The organism is Ramlibacter sp. AN1015 (assembly GCF_037726105.1).
Taxonomy (GTDB): Bacteria; Pseudomonadota; Gammaproteobacteria; order Burkholderiales; family Burkholderiaceae_C; genus Ramlibacter.
The window spans coordinates 444,662-463,725 of sequence record NZ_JBBJUM010000003.1; the positions used below are offsets into that span (position 1 = coordinate 444,662).

Here is a 19,064-nt window from a genome sequence, read left to right on the forward strand (position 1 = left end):
GCGAGGACTGCGGTCAGGCCAGCTGGAAGTCGACGATCGTGACCGTCGTGTGGTCGGCCACCCCGACCAGCCGCACCGTGCCGCCGTCGGCGCCGGCGACCGTCACCAGCGTGTCGCCACCATCGGCGCTGACCTGCACGCGGCTGTTGAATGCAGCCGTGTCGAACTCGAACGCGGCCAGGTTCAGCCGGTCCTGGCCGGCGCCGCCCGCCGTGAAGCCGAGCACCGTGTCGTTGCCGAAGTTGGGCCCGAACACCACGATGTCGGCGCCGAGGGAGACATCGATCGTGTCGTCGCCGGCACCTCCGGTGATGCGGTCGTTGCCGGCTCCCCCGTAGATGGTGTCGTTGCCGGCGCCGCCCTGGATCACGTCGTTGCCCAGGTCGCCGTGCAGGGTGTCGTCGCCATCACCGCCGTGGATCTGGTCGGCCGCGTCGCCTCCGTGGATGGTGTCGTTGCCGACGCCGCCCTCCAGGGTGTCGGCGCCCGCGCCACCGAACAGGGTGTCGTCGCCCTCGTCCCCGTAGAGCGTGTCGTTGCCGCCGTCGCCGTGCAGGGTGTCGTTGCCCTCGCCGCCATGCAGCGTGTCGTTGCCCGCGCCGCCGAAGACGGTGTCGTTGCCGGCGCCGGCGAACACCACGTCGTTGCCGCCGGCAGCGTTGATCGAGGCCGCATCGCCGAGGTCGCGGATGGTGTTGGCGAGGTTGTTGCCGGTCAGGCTGCCTCCGGCCGCCAGGTAGTCGAGGTTCTCGACGTTGTTGGCGAGCACGTAGCTGCCGCTGCCGCTGTAGACCACCTTGTCGATGCCGCCGCCCGCCGCCTCCACCACCACGTCCTGGTCGGCCAGGTGGTAGGTGTCGTCGCCGGCGCCGCCGACCAGCCGGTCGGTGCCGCCAGCGCCGTTCAGCGTGTCGTTGCCGGCGCCGCCTGTGATGGTGTTGTTCAGGTCGTTGCCGCGGCCGTCGAAGTCGCCGGCACCGGTGAAGGTCAGGTGCTCGATGTGCTCGCCCAGGACATAGGCGCCCAGCGCGGTGCGGATCGTGTCGGTGCCGCTGTTCTCCGCCTCCTGCACGATGTCGCCGGTGCTGTCGACCACATAGATGTCGTTGCCCGCGCCGCCCATCATGTGGTCGTTGCCGGTGCCGCCATCGAGGGTGTCGTTGCCGGCGCCGCCGTCCAGCATGTCGTCGCCTGCGCCGCCCAGCAGGATGTCGCTGCCGCCCTGGCCCCGCAGGGTGTCGCGACCCGAGCCGCCGTCGAGCGTGTCGTTGCCCGTGCCGCCCTCCATCAGGTCGTTGCCGGCATGGCCGATCAGGATGTCGTTGCCGCCGAAGCCGAAGATGCGGTCGGCGCGACCGTCGCCCTCCAGCAGGTCGTCGCCTTCGGTGCCGAAGATGTCCAGCGCCTGGTTGGAGACCACCGCGTCGGCGAACTGCAGCCGCTCGATGTTGAACAGGCGATCGACGCCGTCGTCGAGCAGATCGGACTGCGGGGTCAGGTGCGCCACGGTGATCGAGCCGTCGTCGTGGAACTCGATGTCGTACTCGGACAGGTTGCCGCGGTAGACGGCGGTGTCGATGTCGTTCTGTGCCGACTCCGCCTCCAGGATCTCGCGGATGATGGTCAGCTGCCCGGGGTTGAGGGTGCGGTCGAACATCAGGTTGTCCAGCGAGCGCCCGTTGTACAGGAGCGCGCCGGCGGTGCTGTAGACCCTGCCGCCCATGTTGTCGGCCCAGGCGAACACATTGCCCTGGCCGTCGCGGATGCCGATGCGCACGTTGAGCCAGCGGTCGCCATCGATGATGTCGTTGCCGGCCTTGCCCGTGAGGATGTCGCTGCCGCCGCCGCCGAGCAGGATGTCGGCTGCGGTGTCGTAGAGGGTGCGAACGCTGCCGTCTTCGTTGAACTGGACGGCCTCCTGATCGAACACCACGGCGGTATGCGTCTGGCCCGCCACCGTGAAGGTGACGCGCTCCAGGTGTGCGACCAGCTTGTCCAGTCCCGCGACACGCGCCACGCCGCTTTCGAGCAGTGCGTTCGAGTAGGACTCGAACTTGTCGTTGGCGTCGAACAGCGCCGCCGCATCCGCCTCTTCGTCGTAGGCGCCGACGACCACGTTGCGTCCGGTGAGAACGTCGTCGTGGTTCCATCCCGAGAGGCCCTCGACCAGGTCGAAGCGGTCGCGCAGGATGTTCTCCTCCTGGTTCACGAAGATCGGGATACCCAGGTCGGAGTTGGCGCCCTGCGTTTCGCCCTTGTGGATCGTCCAGTCGAAGCCGGCCATGCCGTTGTTGCGCTGGATGCCGGGGCCCTGGAACATGATGTCGTCGCCCGACTCGCCGTCGTAGTCGGTGTCGTTGCCACCGCCGTCGAGCACGTCGTGGCCGATGATGGGGCTGTTGAAGAACAGCTCCGAGTTCTCGCCGGCCAGGGTGTCGAAGCTGTCGCCGCCCTCGATCCAGTCGTCGCCCTCGTTGCCCGCCAGGAAGCTCGCGCCGCCCGGCCCGCGGATGAAGTCGTTGCCTTCGCCGCCGGAGATGACCTTGCCGTCGGCGCCGCCGAAGATGAAGTCCTGGCCTTCGCCGCCGAACAACAGGTCGAGTCCGTTGCCGCCGTTGATGACGTCGTTGCCGCCGTCACCATGGATCACGTCGGCCTCGCCCGAGTCGGTGCCCGCGTCGGTGATGATGTCGTCGCCCTCGCCGCCGAACAGGTGGTCGACACCGTAGCCGCCCTCGAGCCGGTCGTTGCCGCCGTCACCCCACAGGGTGTCGTCGCCGCGACCGCCGATCAGCGTGTCGTCACCCTGCGTTCCGCCCAGCACCACATGGTCTTCCCCGTTGTACTGGAGGTAGTCGTTGCGACCGTCGCCGTCGGTGTCGCGCCGCACGACCAGGCTGCCGATGCTGCCCAGGATCGGGTCGGTGTGAACCGGGTCGGCCACCCGCTGGCGCTGCATGTCGAGCTCCAGGATGTAGGCCGGCGTGGCGAACAGCGAGCTCGGCAGGTGCGTCGCGTTCGGGTTGCCGAGGTCGGTGTTGCGCATGACCAGGTGGGCGAAGGAATCGGCCTCCAGCTGGTTCAGCAGGTTCATGCCCTGCGTGCGGCTGAGATAGTAGAAGCGGTCCCCCTCCTGGAGCGCCTCCATCTGCATCTCGAAGACGAAGTTGAAGGTGGTGCCGAGCTGGCCCATGAAGTCGATCTTGCGCTCGGCCAGGCCGCCGATCCAGAAATCGACGTTGTTCAGGCCACCGAGGCTGCCGCCAGCCCAGGCGCCCGTGGCGTTGAGGAAGTCGATGCGGTCTGCCGGAGCGCCTGCACCGCCCATGACCAGCAGCGTGGCCGCATCGCGCTTGGCTTCCGCCGTTTGCGCCGAGGTGATGGAGCTGTGGGTGCCGTAGGCGGCGATGAAGTTGATGATCGATGCCGGATGCTTGATGGCCTGCGCGAACTCATACCAGCTCTCGTAGGGCTTGAGCGTGGTGTCGTTGGTCTGCTCGTAGAACTGGCGCCGCGCCTCGTTGAGCGAGGGCACGCCGGTCTCGCGGCCGCGGGCGATGTTGATGGCGCCCAGGTCGAGCGGCAGCCCCACCAGGTTGTTGCGCAAGGCGCCGGTGAGGAACTCGTCGATCTCGTTGCCCACCTGGCGCGTCATGCCGCGCAGGATGGCGCCGGCGGCGCTGTCCGCGTCGGCGCCGCTGGCGGCGAACTCCACCGGGTTCAGGAAGGCTTCGATGAGCCCGATGTTGTCGAAGGTCTGTCCGTCGGCCGAGAGCCGATCGACCGTTTCGGTGAGCATCGAATGGCCGAAGCGGTAGACCACGTGGGCGAACTCCGCGACGATGGCCGGGTCGATGTCCACGGTGTTGGAGAAGGTGAAGGGGTCGATGTCCGGCGAGATCAGCCGCGCGAACTCCTCGAACACCAGGTGCTGGTAGACCATCTCGGTCGTGAAGCGGGCAGCCTGGAACAGGCGCTCGCCGTTCCACACCAGCGCGTCGGTGCTGGTGGGCACGGCGCTCACGGGTACCAGCAGCCACTCGTTGATGAAGGCGAGGTCGCCGCTGGCGAGGATCTCACCTTTGACCTGGTCCACGCGGTTGTTGTGCTCGCTGTGGAACACGTGGTGGACGGCGGTGAGGCCGATGTTCTCGTTGCCGCGGCCGTCGCCCACGATGTAGTGGCGGTCCAGCAGCTCGTCGTCGTACTCGAGGTTGATGCCGAACTGGTTGGGCACGAGTGCGTTGCCGACGTCCTCGTCCGCGTCGGCGGTCGTGGCGACGCGGGCGGTGGCGGGGTTGCGGTCGTGGTCCACCATTCCGGGCACGGCGTTGTGGGCGATGTCGTGCAGGAAGGCAGCGCCCGAGGGGATGCCGTTGGCGGTGGAGACGGGCGCGTCGGCCGTGCCGCTGACCAGACCGGCGGCCGTGACCAGCTGCGCATAGCCGTCGGCGCTGGGCGCGAAGTTGCCGTACATGTCGGTCGCGACGAGCGGCACGCGGTGCACGTCGAAGTCGCTGAGCTCGATACCGAGCATCTCGCGCGCCTGCTGCTTGACGTCGGCCCAGGTGGGCGGCCCGCCGTTCTGGCCCTCCAGCATGTGGCCGGTGGCCACGGTGCGCATCTGGCCGTTCACCTCCACGCGCACGTACTCGCGCAGGAAGACCTGGTGCGACTCGTGCGAGGTGTAGACCTGGTTCAGATCGACGAAGGGCGTGGTCTGGTTCTGGTGCTCGCGCACGTCGTCGGCCGTTCCAAGCACTCCGTCGGCGCCGGGCTGGTTGGTCGCGCGGGTGAGCACCATGAAGTTGGTCGGGCTGCCCGGCACGTACAGCGGATCGTCCGGCTGCAGCGGGATGTACACGGTGCCGCTGCCGCCCTTGGTGATGAGGTCGAGGCCGTGGTCGAAGAACTGGCCGAACAGCGTGAGGAAGCTGTTGTAGGGTGCGCTGGAGCCGAGGTCGGGCATGACGTTGGGGATGACGACCGTCGCACCGTTGCCCTCCAGCGTCAGGCCGAGGTCCTCGGTGACGTCCTCGAGCTCGGCCTGAGCCTGCGTGAGCGCGGCCTGCGCCGCCTCGAGCTGCTCCTGGTAGTCCTGCGGCGTCTGCTGCGCGGCTTCGAGCTCGGCCAGCGCAGCGTCGGCGAGTGCCTGCGATTGCGCGGCCTCTGCGGCGGCGGCATCGGCCTCGGCGGTGGCGGCCGTGGCGGCAGCTTCGGCCAAGGTGGCCTGGGTCTGCGCGGTGGCTAGTTGCTCCTGGGCTGCGATGACCGCCAGCTCGGCCTCCTGTTCGGCAACAGCCGCCTGCTCCCAGGCCTGGTCGGCGGCCAGGTAGGCGGCCTCGGCGTCCTGCAGGTCGTCGCCGGATGCGGCGGCCGCCACGGCGGCGTCCGAGAAGTTGGACAGCGCGCCGGCCGCCGCGAGCTGCGCCACCTCCAGTGCGGTTTCCAGCTGCGCGATCAGCGCCTCCTGGGCGTCGATCTGCTCTTGCGTTCCGTTGTTGTTCAGGAGGTTCTGCAGGTTGTCCCGCGCGGCCGACAGCGTCGCCGATGCGGCCGCCTCCACTGCGGCGGCGTCCCGGAACTCCTGCAGCGCGACGGCGCGTGCGGCGAGGTCCATGTTGTGCTGCGCCAAGGCGGAGTCACGGGCGGCGAGCGCCGCTGCGCGTGCGGCGTACGCGGCAGAATTCGCCGCGTCGGCCTGCGCCTCGGCCAGGACTGCGCTGGCCAGGTTCTGCTGCGCCTGCTCCAGCGTAAGCGCCTGGGCGGCGGCATCGGCCTGCAGCGTCTGCGCATGGGCCGCGGCGCTGCCCGCAGTGGCTGCATCCGAAGCCGCCACGGCCGCTGCGGCATCGTAGGCGGCCTGCAAGGCTGATATATCGCCGCCCTGCGGCGCGTTGGCCTGCACCGCCTGCAGGGCGGCAGCGGCGTCCTTCACGGCCTGGCGCGCTTCGCCGAAGCGGGTGGCGTCGCCATAGGGGTCCGACGATCCGATGGCCGTCAGCGCCGCGACCACTGCGGCGGGGTTATCGACCGACATGTCGGCGATCAGGTTGCTGATGACGCGCGGCTGCGAGTCGTAGACATCGGCCGGCGTCGCGTACGAGGTGCCCTGCTGCGTACGCGGATTGATCTCGGCATCGCGCCAGGTCGGCGTCAACAGTCTCGGCATCGTGAGGTCGGACGAGCCGTAGTCGATGTTGACCAGGTTGTTGTACTGGCCGCTGACGGTGCGAAGCCCGAAGGGCACGAGGTTGTTCAGCGGGTTGCCGCTGGCGTCGGTCAGGCTGGTGTAGTTGGTGGCGACATGGTGCTCGGCGATCTTGATGTCCGAGAGGATGCGCCTGAGGTCTTCGAGGTTGACACGAAAGGACATGGTTGGCTCCCTGATGGCATGGCTGCTGCGCCGGCAAGACCGGCCTCGACGGCAAGCGCAATTGGGTTGGTTTCCCACCCGATGGACTCTCGAAATCGAGCAGTCGCGGGACCCTTTCGGCTTGCCTCGCGGCCAGTCTGTGGCGCGGCTGTGGTGCGCCTCCATCCCGCACCCGTGGTAAGCCGCGAGTACCCATTGCGCAAGCTCATCAGGCCGCTCCACGCGCAAACGCATCGTTACCCGGCTAGCGATATGTCACAAACGGGGGAGGCTGCCGCTTCGCTTTTTTTGGCGAACTTCCGCAGTGATCCATTTGACGAGCGGAAATTGTTCGCGCTGCTGCTCATCCTTTTTTCCAGGAAGGCAGAACACTTGGGCTTCGGGCACCGCGCAAATTGCAACGCATTGAAAATTTCCTGCGGTACAGCTGAAGCTCGGCGCTACGCTGACTTTGCCGTCGAGGTCCGTATCGGTCCTTGCGGCGGAGTCACTCACCTGGCAGGGGGATCCCGATGAAGACATGGCGTTCACGTGAGCTTCGAGGATGCGGCACCCCAGGGCCGACCGACAGCGGACGGCGATGGCTGCTCAAGACCGGGGGCGCCGCGGCGGCGGCCACCTTCGCACCGCACCTGGCCAACGCACAGTTGCTGCCGACCATGCCGACGAGCCCGCCCAATCGCCCCTGGGCGCAGGAGCTGCCGGTGCAGCGGCCGATCCGGCCCAAGACCGAGTTGACTCCACTGCCCACGCTCTGGGCAGAGCGCAACGAGTGCGGCCGGGCGGACCACCAGGCCTTCACCCGTTTTCCGCCCCAGGAGTTCTACGAGATCGACGTGAAGGTCGGCTCGCACAAGTTCCACCCCGACTACCCGAGCGACGAGGTGTGGGGCTATCGCGGATCGTTCCCCGGTCCGCTGATCCACGCGCGCTATGGCAAGCCGGTGATGGTTCGCCTGCGCAACAAGCTGCCGTGGGACCTGCGCGGGTATGGGTCGCCCGATGTGTCCATGCACCTGCACAACATGCACACGCCTTCGGAAAGCGACGGCTATCCCACCGACTGGTTCAGCGAAACGGCCTACGGCCCGACGCTCACGCGGCCGGGCCGCTACAAGGACCATCACTACCCGATGGTCTACGCCGGAGTCGATCAGTACGGAGGCATCGGCGACCCGCGCGAGGCCCTGGGCACCATGTGGTACCACGACCACCGGGTGGACTTCACCTCCTCCAACGTGTATCGCGGCATGGCCGGTTTCTTCATCGCCTTCGACGAGATCGATTCGGGCGACGAACGCGACGCCAACCCCATGGCGCTGCGCTTGCCCAGCGGGAACTTCGACGTGCCCCTGATGCTGAGCGACAAGCAGTTCGATGCCAGCGGCTACGAAATCTTCGACCAACTCAGTGGGGACGGCTACGTCGGAGACAAGCAGCTGGTCAACGGCGTGATCCAGCCGTTCTTCCACGTGCAGCCGCGCAGGTACCGCTTCCGGCTGCTGAACGCGAGTGTCGCGCGGGTCATGGAGCTGCAGATCCGCCACCAGGGCCGCGCACAGCCGTTCCAGATGATCGCCAGCGACGGCAACCTGCTGGCCGCTCCCGTGGCGCGCTACGACGTGATGCTGGCTCCGGCGGAACGGGCCGACCTGGTGATCGACTTCTCGTCCGTGCCCATGGGCTCGGAGCTGTATCTCGTGAACCGGCTGGAGCAGCGCGACGGCCGCAGACCCGAGGACGACCGCTTGAAGACGCCGGTCGAGCTTCTGAAGATCGTCGTGGACCAGCCGCTCGCCCGCAAGGACCTGAGCCGGGTGCCGTACAAGCTGCGCGAGCAGCCCCCCATCGACATGGCGGCCGTGGTGCAGGAGCGCACGTTCCGCTTCGACCGCTCGGGCGGCTCATGGACCATCAACGACCGCATCTTCAACAACCGCCCCGTGGCCACGCCGCGCCTGGGAACGGCGGAGATATGGAACCTGCACAACGAAAGCGGAGGCTGGGCCCACCCGGTGCACATCCACTTCGAAGAGGGACAGATGATCTCGCGCAACGGCCGCGCGCCCGCCCCTCACGAGCGAGGACGCAAGGACGTCTTCTATCTCGGACCGTATGACCGCGTGCAGATCTACATGCGATTTCGGGATTTCCCCGGCAAATACATCATGCACTGCCACAACATCATCCACGAAGACCACGCCATGATGGCCCGCTATGACATCGTCGCCTAAGCCCACAACCCCCTCGGCCGACGGCGCTCGCGGTGAGCGCCAGCGCCGCCGGAACCTGCTCGCCTGGGGCGCCGGGGGCATGGTCGCATCGCTCGCGGCGTTCGGCGCGGCGACGATGCGCAGCCCCTCGCCCGCGCCGATGCGCTGGCGCGGAACGGGGCGCGTTCCCGACGTGCCGCTGGTGACGCACGAGGGCAAGCCGGTGCGCTTCTACTCGGACCTGGTGAAGGACCGGCTGGTACTCGTGAACATGATGTATGCGCAGTGCAACGACCGCTGCCCGCCCATGACCTTCAACCTCCGGCAGGTGCAGGAGGCACTCGGCGGCCGCGTCGGGCGCGACGTGTTCATGTACTCGGTCAGCCTGCTGCCCGAGCACGACCGGCCCGCGGACCTGAGGGGTTACATGGACCAGCACCGCGTCGGCCCCGGCTGGACCTTCCTCACCGGCACCAAGGACGCCGTCGAGCAGTTGCGATTCGGCATGGGCTTCTTCGATCCCGATCCGGCGCGCGATGCCGACCTGGCGCAGCACATCGGCATGGTGCGCATCGGCAACGACGCGCTGGACCGCTGGTGCATGGCGCCTTTGCTGCAGGAGCCCGCGCTGATCCTGGAGGCCATGACCGCCGTCGATCCGGTCAGCCGCATGCGGAGCCGTGCGGCCACGCCGCGAGTGGCCTGATACGCATCTGCCCTCGCCGGCAGGCTCTCGCCCTCCCCCCCTGGGCGCGCACCGCGGGTGGGCCATCTCCGGGGCGCCTGCCGCCGCTCAGGCTGCGGCGCGCGCGTCCTGCCATGCCTGCGATCCGCTCGCCTTGAGCTGCGCGGCGGCAAGGTGATAGCCCCCACCGCCGCCATCGACGAAATGCAGGTGGCGCTCGAGGGAACGCACGAAGCAGGTGATCAGCGCATGGTCGCTGTAGTGCAGGCCGTAGTCGATCTTGCCTTCGGCATGCAGCCGCTCCAGCAGCGACTCGAGCCGCGCCGCCTGGTCGCCGGTCACGTCGAGCACGGCGCGCAGCGTGTCGTCCAGCTTCAGGTGGTCGGTGTTGGAGACCAGCTCCGATGCGTAGCGACCGGCGGACGTGCGCGCATCGTGCTTGTGGCGTCGCATCAGCTGTGCGAAGAAAGCGCACTCGGCCCACAGCCCCATGAACAGGGCACGACCGCTCCAGCGGCCCGGCCGCCGCAGGGCCATCTCCACGCCCAGGTGGCGTGGCGGCCAGATCGGCGGCAGGTTGTCCAGGCGCACGGGCGCGGCGACCGGCATGGTCTGCTCGACCTGCGCCATCACCTCGGACAGCACCGCAGCGTCGTCGCCGCGGGCCCGCACCAGCAGGGTCAGGATGCGGCCGTTGCGGGACGGCACGTCGTTCCAGCGGCATTCCAGCCCCTCGACCGATGCGGCGGGCTCGTCGCCCGCGGCGAGCTGGTAGCGCGCCGGATCGGACTTGACCAGGTGATCGGCCAAGGTCAGCGCGCCGCCCGCGAACAGCGCCACCTCGAAGCCCGCCGACAGGCTGCGACGGGCCACGCGCAAGGTGGCTCCGCGCGCGCGCAGGTCGGCCACCGGCACGCGGCCCACCCGCAGGCGCAGTCCGAGCCCCTGGGCTACCTGCGCCTGCAGTCCCCGCCAGGCGCGCGACAGCGCCTCGTCGAAAGCGGCAGGCACCACCACGGTGGCGCCATCGCCCCCGAAGCAGAACGGAAGGTCGTCGCGCCCGCAGGCGTTGGCCGCTGCGACGATGCAGGCGGCGCCGACGGCGTTGACGTGCTTGTAGCGACCCTGTTCGATGGCGCGGGTGGACTGCTCCACATCCGCGACGAAGACCAGCCAGTCGTCAGGCAGTACGGCAAAGGACTCGCTGTTGCACCAGTCCTGCAGCGTGTCCAGCCGTGGCGCCTGGTAGTAGGGGCTCAGGTCCGGCGCCGGAGCGAGTGGGGACGGGATCGCCGTCGAGGCATGCGTCATGCGCGGCATGCTAGCCGCTGCGCCACGCGGGACATTGCACCTTTGTAGCCACCGGCGAGGCCCGGTTGCAGCAGCCGGGCTCGCAACGACCGCGATCGACCGCTCACCTCTCGCAGGTCTCTGAGCCGACTCCGGCCACGCATCACGAGATAGGCCCCTGCGGTCCCTTACAATGGCCGCCGCTCCCGCACCACCATCCGCGAAATCGGACCGCCGTGGCGACGGGCTCGGGTTCTTAGCTCAGTTGGTAGAGCAGCGGACTCTTAATCCGTAGGTCGAAGGTTCGAATCCTTCAGGACCCACCACCTTCAAAGCCTTGTCAGCGTTGGAGAAATCGCTACAGGCACTGTAGCAACTCCATGCTGCCAAGCGCCTCTCAAGCACTCCATGCAGCCAGCTTGTAGCCGAGAGGCACTGGTTTCCATTCGTCTGGCTTCCAATAGCTGAGCCCAAACTGCCCCGAACTTTAGGAGGCTGACGATGGGCTATGGAGACCCGAAGGTGGTTGTGGAGGTGACGGAGCACGAAGACAAGGCGCTGGAGTACATCGACCCGAAAGGCGCGAAGCACACCTACTACCCCAGCCGGCACATCTGGCTTGACCTTCAGGAACTGCAAGTCTGGCGCCACCTCAAGGAAGCGAAGGACGACGGCCCTCCGACTTTCGTGCTTCAACTCCAAACCTCGCCGCTACGCGCCTGTTGGTCGTTGCATCTACTGCCAGGCGACGGACGGACTGACAGACGAGCACATTGTGCCTTTGGGATTGGGCGGCTAACTGCTACTGGATCGCGCTCACGAGTTCGTAGACGGCGTGAACGTCTTCTCGCTTTTGCCGGCAAGCCAGGCCGTAGCCTTTGCCAAGATGTCGCGCTCGGACTGCAACTGCCGCACCTGTCGGCGCAGTCGCGCCAGCTCCTCGCGCTCGACGCTGCTCAGCCCCTCTTTGCCGGGCAGCGCCATGCCGCGATCACGCGCGTCCTGCGCGATCCAATTGGAAATGCTCTGCGCGCTCGGACCGAACTCACGCGACAACTCGGCCGGCGTCTTGCCGGCGCGGGCAAGTTCGATGATCTGCCGGCGAAACTCCGCCGGGTATGGCGGCCTGGATTTGGACACGTTGGAGTCTTCCGTTCTGAACGGTAAGGCGTCCGTGAAAAGGGGTCAACTTCAAGACCAGGCTTTTCCGTCCACTGGTGCCTAGCTCCAGTTCCCCCAGTCCCTCGGACAGCGCGGACCGGGGCGTAAGGACCGCCAGACCCGGGATCCTTCTCCTATTGGGTCGGTGCTCTTCGCGGCGTACAAAGGTTGAACGTCCCAGCACTCGATTCCATGAATACCATCACCAGCCTAGAGGCCTGCGCCGAGGCAACCGCACCGCTCGCGGCGACCGAACCATTGGTCGTAGACCTTGATCGCACACTGGTGCGCGCCGACCTCCTCGCGCAGTCGGCCCTCGAGTGTGCGGGAGCTGGTCCGGCGCGCATTCTGCTGCTTCGGCTGCTGTCGCTCGGGAAGGCTGCGGTGAAGGACGGCATTGCGGCGGGCACCTCGATCGCCGCATCCACCCTCCCGTACGAAGAGCGCGTTCTGGAGTTGATCCGGGACGCGCGGCGGGAGGGCCGCAGGGTCTACATTGCCTCAGCCAATAATGAGCGCTACGTGGCCGACGTGGCCGAGCACGTCGGAGCGGACGGCTGGTTCGCCTCGTGCACTGCACCGAACCTCTCAGCCGATGCCAAGGCGCAGCTACTGGTCGAAGCGTTCGGCGAGAAAGGCTTCGACTACGCTGGCAGTGGCCAAGCCGATCTTCCCGTCTGGGAAGTCTGCAGAAGGGGGTGGGCTCTGGACCCGACGCGCGGCCTTCGAGAAGCGCTGGCGGCACGCGGCTCCCACGTCACGATCGTGGCGCCGACGAAAGGCTCCATGAAGCCGTGGCTGAAGCTCATTCGCGTCCACCAATGGGCGAAAAACATCTTGATCTTCGTCCCATTGATCACTGCGCAGCAGTTCGGGCCAGCTTCCCTTGCACTCGCCGTGGCAGCGTTCCTGGCCTTCTCCTTCGCTGCCTCGGCTGCCTACATTGTGAATGACATAGCCGACCTTGAGGCGGACCGACAGCATCCCTCGAAGAAGCGCCGTCCGTTGGCAGCGGGGTCCGTGCCGATCACCGCGGCCATTCCGGTTTCGCTTGCGTTGCTCTTCACCGCGATGGCGCTGGCGCTTGCGCTAGGGCCTCTGTTCGCAGGCGTCCTCTTCGTGTACATCAGCCTGACAACTGCGTATACCTTCTTTCTCAAGCGCAAGATGCTGGTGGACATCGTCACCCTGGCTGCGCTTTACACCCTCCGGGTCATCGGAGGGGCGGCGGCCATTAGCGTGCCCGTGTCGGAATGGCTGCTTGCGTTTTCAATGATGATTTTCACGTCGTTGGCGCTGCTCAAGCGGTATGTGGAACTGGCCAGCCTTCTCGATGCTGGTTTGCCCGATCCGTCGAACCGGGAATACCGGAAATCGGACCTGGACCTTGTGGCTGCACTCGCGGCTGCGGCTGGGTTCAATGCCGTCACGGTGTTCGCGCTGTACGTGTCATCGGACACGGTGCGACAGCTCTACGATCGGCCTCAAGCGCTGTGGCTGGTGTGCCCACTCCTCATGTATTGGCTCGGACGCACCTTGATGCTGGCGCGCCGGCGCATGCTCCACGACGATCCGATCCAGTTCGCCCTCAAGGACCGTACCAGTCTCGTGTGCGGCGCTCTGATTGCGCTGATCGTGGTCGGCGCAGCATGACCTCACCGACCATGCACGGGAATACGGGCGCACTACCTCCGCAGGTAATCCTCACACGCTACGTGCTGTTTGCAATCCTCGCCGGGCTGTCCAATATCTGCGCGCAGGAGCTCGCCATTCGGATGGCATCGGTACCAGTGACAGTGTCCATACTGATCGGAACATGCGCGGGCTTCTTCATGAAGTACGTCTTAGACAAGCGATGGATTTTTATGAGCCGGTACGAAGGTCAACAAGCAGAGATTCGCATGGTCACGCTCTACGGCCTGTCCAGTGGCGGAACGGCGCTTCTTTTTTGGTCGATCGAGCTGGGCGCGTGGCGCTATTGGCAGACCAGTACTGCGAAATACGTCGGTGCGGCGGTGGGTTTGTCTATCGGCAACTGGATCAAATACCTATTGGACAAGCACTTCGTGTTTGGCAGGAGCGCTTGATGACTCCCCTTTTCGACGTGTGACCCACCCCCGGACGGGATACTGGTCGTTCTACGATTAATCCTTTCGGCTGCCGACCGCAGTGCTCAATTGGCGTCTGACGGGGTCCATCGGTGCGCTTTTCCGGAGGAGAACCCACGTGTCGGTCCGGGCTATTTCAACGAAGTGGGCGGCCAGGTAACGCCCGTACATCTGCTCGAGATCTGTGACGACTTCGCTGCAGCAGCCTCCGTCATCTGCACTGAGCTGCGGGATCATCAAATGGGTGGCGTCGGCGAACACCTGCTCTGGCGGCGGGTATTCCTTCAAGTCGTAGCTGAGATTGCGATCCCACCAAAGTGGCACACCGGTGGGCGGCTCGAGGCGAAGTGGGAAAGAGAACAGATCGCTGAGCGCAAACACAATCAGCCGGGCGTCCTGGCCTACGTGTGCGCGCAGCAAAGCAAGCCCCTCATTGATTTTTTGCGGCATGTTGTCAGCTCGCCAAAATTGCGTTCGGTGTACGGACACATGCGGCACAACGAAGTCGCGGAGAGGCGGCGCGTCGATGCGCTGAGAGGCGGGCGCCAGATCCGTCCTGTAAGAGCGCATTGCGCTAGTGTGTAATATCGAATATACGTCCCGCCCACTGATGAATAAAGCAATGAGAGCGGTCATGGCCGTCGTGCTCCAAAGGATCTTGCGCCGGAACCGATCATCGGTAATCACCCTGCGACCGCTTATCAGCAGCATACCAGCCAAGACGTAAAGAGGCACCTCGCCGCGCTCACCAGTATTCGCCGCCGTAATAGCAATTCCGGCGGCACAGAGAAACCCGAACTGAACTGTGAGCCATACGATGTCGGGGCGAAGCGAACGCTCGGAAAGTACGCGGCGTCCAACCACCGCGAGCAGTCCCATTGTCAGCGGTCCGAGGGAAACGACGGCGAACTTGATGGCGGCGACAAGCTGTTGGCCGCGGAGTTCAGGAGACTGCACACGCGCAGCTGCAGCGACATCAGCGACATAGGCTATTGGCGCAGCACCAGTAAGGATCCAAATCACCGTGATCAGTAGCGCAGCGCCAAGTCCACCGGCGAGCAGGGCTACCGGTCTGCGTAGCAAGGGCCGAGCGATCAGCGCTAACGCGACCGCCGCAACGCCGAACAGAGCGAAGGTGATTTTCGTGTAGAACAGCAGGCCCAACAGCACGCCAAGCGCTGCAGCGTCTAACGTTTCTTCGTGGGGCTTGGCTGCCACGCGAGCGAAGAATGCATGGAGCACCAAAATGGATAAAAACACCCAACCGACGCGGTTGTAGAGCATTGCGTACGAGTGATTGGTGGGGTCGTAGCCAAGGGGGCGCGTGGCAACGCACACCAAGGAGACGAACATGACGAACGTGCAGGCCAACCAGGGGTCGAGCCGTGTATACGCCGCCCAACTCGCCCATGGTCCGGCGAGAGCGAGCAGAAGGAACCCCGCCCAGCTCAACCCGAGAGACTCAGGACCCTCTAATGCCATTCCGAGTTCGACCAAGCTGTAAGTCAACACACCGATGGGATTGTGGAAATCCACATGCGGGATCTGGCCAAGAGTCAAACGCCAGGCGCCGTTTACTAGAATGAAAACGTCTGTCGGGGCTGCTATAACAGAAGGGCCATTATAAATGGTGAGCGCACCGAGCAAAACGGCCACGGTGCTTGAAATAATGAGCGGCAGGGATATGGTCGCCGAACGAGTCTTCGCCGGGTGACCGTTGCTCAGTCCGGTCGTGTCTGTCATCTACCCCCCGAGCAGTTAACGCCAGGTGCACGCAAGTGGTCAGTTCGTAATTACCTCCCGCGCGACCGTCGCTATGGCTTCCAGTGTCGGGGCTCGCTGGAACCGATCGAAGGGCGCTTTGTCCTGCCTGCCACGTGACATACAACCCGATGAAGTGCGCAGACGAAGTTGCTTATATGAAGACCGGTTGAGTTCGAGTGTGACACATGGGAGTTTCATCCCATGGACACTTCCGCGGGTTCCGGAACAATCCGAAGTGCCATAAGGATCCAAGATCTGCCTTCCTCGTTACCAAAGCGACTTCGTGACGAGTCCCCGAGTGGCCACGCACTTGCAGCAAGACCGGCACGCACTTTTTGGAGGTGATGTATGACGACCAGCTGGAAGAGGCGAGTCTTGAACAGGACGAACGAGGCTCTCAGGCCGGTTGGTCTTGAACTGGTGAGGAAGGGTCGGGAATTCCAGAGCTACATTTCCGTCAGGCAGACGTTGAAGGATGCCGAGCGCTCGGGTCAGTCTCTCGGCGACTTCATCGATAAAACTTTCAACGTTCCTGGCACAACGCAGCTGACGATCAACAAAATGTCGGAGTTAGGAGCTTTCAACCAGCCGATCCATCGAGTGTGTGAGCTTGGACCAGGCTCGGGTCGGTATCTCGATAAAGTCAAGAAGCTCTGCTCGCCGGAGTACTACGAGATCTACGAGACGGCAGAGCCATGGAGGGATTGGCTGGTGCAGACATACCAAGTCACTGCACAACCCGCAGACGGAGTATCGTTTTCATCGACCCCGTCCGGGTCGATTGACCTCGTCCATAGCCACAAGGTTCTGTACGGAAATTCTATACTTACGATCTTCCGTTATTTGATTGAGATGGCTCGGGTCGCCGGCGAGCGCAGCGTAGTTGTATTCGACTTGCTGACTGCGGAATGCGTTACCAACGAAATAATGATGAAATGGGTGGAATCAGGGGCAGATCATGCGCACAGCATGACTCCAAGAGAGGTGCCGCTGGGGTTTTTCTCGAGCCAGGGCTTCCGGTGTGCGGGCACTTTCATCGTACCGATGAGCCCAGGAGTCACGGAGTACTTTGTCTTCAAGCGATGATTTCGTTGTCATGCGCTCGCCCAGCCCAGCCCACCAGCGTGCGACTGGAGGCATCTAGTACTCCGGCCAGGTAGAGAAACCCGGCGCAGGTCTGGACGTCATCGAGGTCGGCGACCCACAGCAGGTCGGGCGCATTGGCGCGGAACCGCCAATTCACCCAATCCGGCTCCGGCCGCTGCTTCGCATTGCGGCTCGGGGCGAGCGATCCGGCGCAGCCGGGCCTGCGAGGGTTCGTGCGATGGACGTCACGCACAGCCGCCCGGACGCAAGCGCCGGAGGGCGCCCGGCTAACCCCGGACGTATTCGCAATGGCGTTTGCCTTGTGCGCCGCGGCGGCGCACTTTTCGGACGGACGCAGCCCTTGTCCGCCATGCACCGGTCGATGAAGACCAGCCGATCGCCAGGTCGGGCAGTGTCGAACTTGCGGGTGCTTCGGAGACTCGTCTGCGGCTCAGGCACAGCGCCGTCGGACCGCTTGCGCCAGATCAAGCGGCCCGCCGCACATGGGGTCAATACTGCTCGACGGAGCACTGATCCCATGCCCAACACCATGCTTGCCATGGCCGTCGATCCGCTAGCCCATGCGCTGAGGCCGGTGCGGCGCGAGGTTCCCCGCCCTTCTGACGGTGAACTGCTGCTGCGGGTACGCGCCTGCGGCGTCTGCCGTACTGACCTGCACATCATCGACGCCGAGCTGCCGGTACATCGTCCCCAGGTGATTCCCGGCCACGAGATCATTGGCGAGGTGGTTGGCCGGGGAGTGGGCGCGAATCGATTCCGGGTAGGTTCGCGAGTGGGTGTCCCCTGGCTGGGCCACACCTGCGGCAATTGCGTCTGGTGCTTCAGCGGGCTCGAAAACCTTTGCGACGCGCCAGCGTTCACCGGCTACGACCGGGACGGTGGCTATGCCGAGTATGTGGTGGCGGACGAGCGGTACTGCCTCGATCTGCCACCGAGCTACGACGACGCGCATGCCGCGCCCCTGCTCTGTGCGGGGCTGATCGGGTACCGCACGTGGCGGCTGGCGGGTGGCGCCGCTCACCGGCGAATCGGTCTCTGGGGTTTTGGCGCGGCCGCACACATCGTCTGTCAGTTGGCGTCGGCCCATGGCCAGGAAGTCCACGCGTTCACCCGCCCGGGCGACCATGAGGGCCAAGCCTTCGCCCGGGAACTTGGAGCCACCTGGGCGGGGGGAAGCGACGAGGCGCCGCCCCAGCTGCTCGATGCGAACCTGATCTTCGCGCCAGTCGGTGCGCTGGTGCCGGCGGCGCTGGCCACCGTGCGCAAGGCCGGCCGCGTGGTCTGTGGCGGCATCCACATGAGCGACATTCCGCGGTTCCCCTACGAGCTGCTGTGGGGTGAGCGCGAGCTACGGTCCGTCGCCAACCTCACGCGAGAGGATGGCAGCGCGTTCTTCGACCTGTTGAGCCGAGTGCCGCTTCGAACGCAGGTCGTGGTTTTCCCGCTCGAGCAGGCGCCCGCTGCGGTCGAGGCACTGCGCACCGGCTCAGTCACCGGCGCGGCGGTGCTGGTGCCCGGCTCTGCTGGGCAGGCCTCTTGAGAGTGATCAACGCTGCCCGGGGCCCTTGATCGCTCCGAGCATCCCAAGTCGTCCCCCGCCATCTTTGCGCCACGCCCTACACCCCGCCAATCGGATGCACCCCGCAAACGTCCCCCAGAAGCCCATCCTCGAGGCCCGTAAGCTCTGCAAAATTTACGGCAGCGGCAACACGGCCGTGCATGCGCTGCGCGATGTGGATCTGGAGGTGGTAGCCGGGGAGTTTGTCGTCCTGCTCGGCGCGTCCGGCAGCGGCAAATCGACGCTACTGAACATACTGGGCGGCCTGGATCAGCCCAGCTCCGGCGCCCTGCTGTTCGACGGCAATCCGCTGACGGGCGTAGGCGACGATGTACTCACTACCTACCGACGTGAGCACGTGGGCTTCGTCTTCCAGTTCTACAACCTGATTCCCAGTCTCACGGTGGCCGAGAACGTGGCCCTGGTCACCGACATCGCCCGCGACCCGATGCCCGTGGATGAGGCGATCGACCTCGTCGCTCTGATGCCGCGCCGCAATCACTTCCCCTCGCAGCTCTCCGGTGGCGAGCAGCAGCGTGTGGCTATTGCACGGGCCATTGCCAAGCGGCCTGAACTGCTGCTATGCGACGAGCCCACCGGAGCGCTCGACTACACCACAGGGAAACTGGTCCTCGAGGTGATTGCGCGCATCAACCGGGAGCTGGGCACCACGGCGCTGGTCATCACGCACAACGCAGCGATCTCCGGGATGGCGGATCGCGTGGTGCGCGTTGCCGATGGTCGTATCGCGAGTATCGACAGACCCGAGCGGCGCCTCACGCCAGCCGAACTGGCTTGGTGA

The 19,064-nt window shown here is 65.5% G+C and carries 12 protein-coding genes, 1 tRNA gene and 1 pseudogene; 8 read left to right on the forward strand and 6 right to left on the reverse strand.

Annotated features, from left to right (window positions below):
* Nucleotides 1–13: 13 nt before the first annotated feature.
* Both WG922_RS07335 and WG922_RS07340 read right to left on the reverse strand, forming a co-directional pair.
* Entirely contained in the window at nt 14–6,376 is a 6,363-nt protein-coding gene (locus tag WG922_RS07335) for a peroxidase family protein (protein WP_340281736.1), read from the reverse strand.
* A gap of 255 nt (nt 6,377–6,631) precedes the next feature.
* Entirely contained in the window at nt 6,632–6,871 is a 240-nt protein-coding gene (locus WG922_RS07340; RefSeq protein WP_340281738.1) for a hypothetical protein, read from the reverse strand.
* A gap of 17 nt (nt 6,872–6,888) precedes the next feature.
* On the opposite strand from WG922_RS07340, the gene WG922_RS07345 reads away from it, so the two are divergent.
* A complete protein-coding gene (locus WG922_RS07345; protein WP_340281739.1) occupies nt 6,889–8,610 on the forward strand; it encodes a multicopper oxidase family protein in 1,722 nt (573 codons plus the stop codon).
* On the forward strand, nt 8,594–9,295 hold the full coding sequence (locus WG922_RS07350; protein WP_340281741.1) for an SCO family protein: 702 nt from the start codon (nt 8,594–8,596) through the stop codon (nt 9,293–9,295). The genes WG922_RS07345 and WG922_RS07350 overlap by 17 nt, the downstream gene beginning before the upstream one ends.
* Before the next feature lie 87 nt (nt 9,296–9,382).
* Here the strand turns inward: WG922_RS07350 and WG922_RS07355 are convergent, their stop codons facing one another.
* Entirely contained in the window at nt 9,383–10,585 is a 1,203-nt protein-coding gene (locus WG922_RS07355; protein WP_340281743.1) for a DUF3095 family protein, read from the reverse strand.
* Between the two features lie 229 nt (nt 10,586–10,814).
* Here WG922_RS07355 and WG922_RS07360 point away from each other — a divergent pair.
* A tRNA-Lys gene (locus WG922_RS07360) sits at nt 10,815–10,890 on the forward strand.
* Between the two features lie 479 nt (nt 10,891–11,369).
* On the opposite strand, the pseudogene WG922_RS07365 reads toward WG922_RS07360, so the two are convergent.
* Nucleotides 11,370–11,704, reverse strand: a pseudogene (locus WG922_RS07365) (transposase); the annotation flags it as partial.
* A gap of 213 nt (nt 11,705–11,917) precedes the next feature.
* On the opposite strand from WG922_RS07365, the gene WG922_RS07370 reads away from it, so the two are divergent.
* Together WG922_RS07370 and WG922_RS07375 are read left to right on the forward strand one after the other, a co-directional pair.
* Nucleotides 11,918–13,378, forward strand: coding sequence for a UbiA family prenyltransferase (locus WG922_RS07370; RefSeq protein WP_340281744.1), 1,461 nt, complete (start codon nt 11,918–11,920; stop codon nt 13,376–13,378).
* The gene (locus WG922_RS07375; RefSeq protein ID WP_340281745.1) at nt 13,375–13,812 is read left to right on the forward strand and encodes a GtrA family protein; all 438 of its coding nucleotides are present in this window, start codon (nt 13,375–13,377) and stop codon (nt 13,810–13,812) included. The genes WG922_RS07370 and WG922_RS07375 overlap by 4 nt, the downstream gene beginning before the upstream one ends.
* 57 nt (nt 13,813–13,869) lie before the next feature.
* Here the strand turns inward: WG922_RS07375 and WG922_RS07380 are convergent, their stop codons facing one another.
* On the reverse strand, nt 13,870–15,576 hold the full coding sequence (locus WG922_RS07380) for a hypothetical protein (RefSeq protein ID WP_340281746.1): 1,707 nt from the start codon (nt 15,574–15,576) through the stop codon (nt 13,870–13,872).
* Between the two features lie 369 nt (nt 15,577–15,945).
* Here WG922_RS07380 and WG922_RS07385 point away from each other — a divergent pair, with 369 nt between their 5' ends.
* Nucleotides 15,946–16,683, forward strand: coding sequence for a hypothetical protein (locus tag WG922_RS07385; protein WP_340281747.1), 738 nt, complete (start codon nt 15,946–15,948; stop codon nt 16,681–16,683).
* Here the strand turns inward: WG922_RS07385 and WG922_RS07390 are convergent.
* Complete coding sequence (locus WG922_RS07390) at nt 16,673–16,840, reverse strand: hypothetical protein (protein WP_340281748.1); 168 nt, start codon at nt 16,838–16,840, stop codon at nt 16,673–16,675. The two genes, WG922_RS07385 and WG922_RS07390, sit on opposite strands and share 11 nt — an antisense overlap.
* Nucleotides 16,841–17,233: 393 nt before the next feature.
* Between WG922_RS07390 and WG922_RS07395 the strand changes: the two genes are divergently transcribed.
* Together WG922_RS07395 and WG922_RS07400 are read left to right on the forward strand one after the other, a co-directional pair.
* On the forward strand, nt 17,234–18,244 hold the full coding sequence (locus WG922_RS07395; protein WP_340281830.1) for a zinc-dependent alcohol dehydrogenase family protein: 1,011 nt from the start codon (nt 17,234–17,236) through the stop codon (nt 18,242–18,244).
* Between the two features lie 94 nt (nt 18,245–18,338).
* Nucleotides 18,339–19,064, forward strand: coding sequence for an ABC transporter ATP-binding protein (locus WG922_RS07400; RefSeq protein WP_340281750.1), 726 nt, complete (start codon nt 18,339–18,341; stop codon nt 19,062–19,064).

Excerpts from the sequence above, each read along its gene's own strand:
- WG922_RS07335 (WP_340281736.1), bottom strand. The coding sequence starts at position 6,376 with ATGTCCTTTCGTGTCAACCTCGAAGACCTCAGGCGCATCCTCTCGGAC.
- WG922_RS07345 (WP_340281739.1), top strand. The coding sequence starts at position 6,889 with ATGAAGACATGGCGTTCACGTGAGCTTCGAGGATGCGGCACCCCAGGG.
- WG922_RS07350 (WP_340281741.1), top strand. The coding sequence starts at position 8,594 with ATGACATCGTCGCCTAAGCCCACAACCCCCTCGGCCGACGGCGCTCGC.
- WG922_RS07355 (WP_340281743.1), bottom strand. The coding sequence starts at position 10,585 with ATGACGCATGCCTCGACGGCGATCCCGTCCCCACTCGCTCCGGCGCCG.
- WG922_RS07370 (WP_340281744.1), top strand. The coding sequence starts at position 11,918 with ATGAATACCATCACCAGCCTAGAGGCCTGCGCCGAGGCAACCGCACCG.
- WG922_RS07375 (WP_340281745.1), top strand. The coding sequence starts at position 13,375 with ATGACCTCACCGACCATGCACGGGAATACGGGCGCACTACCTCCGCAG.
- WG922_RS07380 (WP_340281746.1), bottom strand. The coding sequence starts at position 15,576 with ATGACAGACACGACCGGACTGAGCAACGGTCACCCGGCGAAGACTCGT.
- WG922_RS07385 (WP_340281747.1), top strand. The coding sequence starts at position 15,946 with ATGACGACCAGCTGGAAGAGGCGAGTCTTGAACAGGACGAACGAGGCT.
- WG922_RS07395 (WP_340281830.1), top strand. The coding sequence starts at position 17,234 with ATGCTTGCCATGGCCGTCGATCCGCTAGCCCATGCGCTGAGGCCGGTG.
- WG922_RS07400 (WP_340281750.1), top strand. The coding sequence starts at position 18,339 with ATGCACCCCGCAAACGTCCCCCAGAAGCCCATCCTCGAGGCCCGTAAG.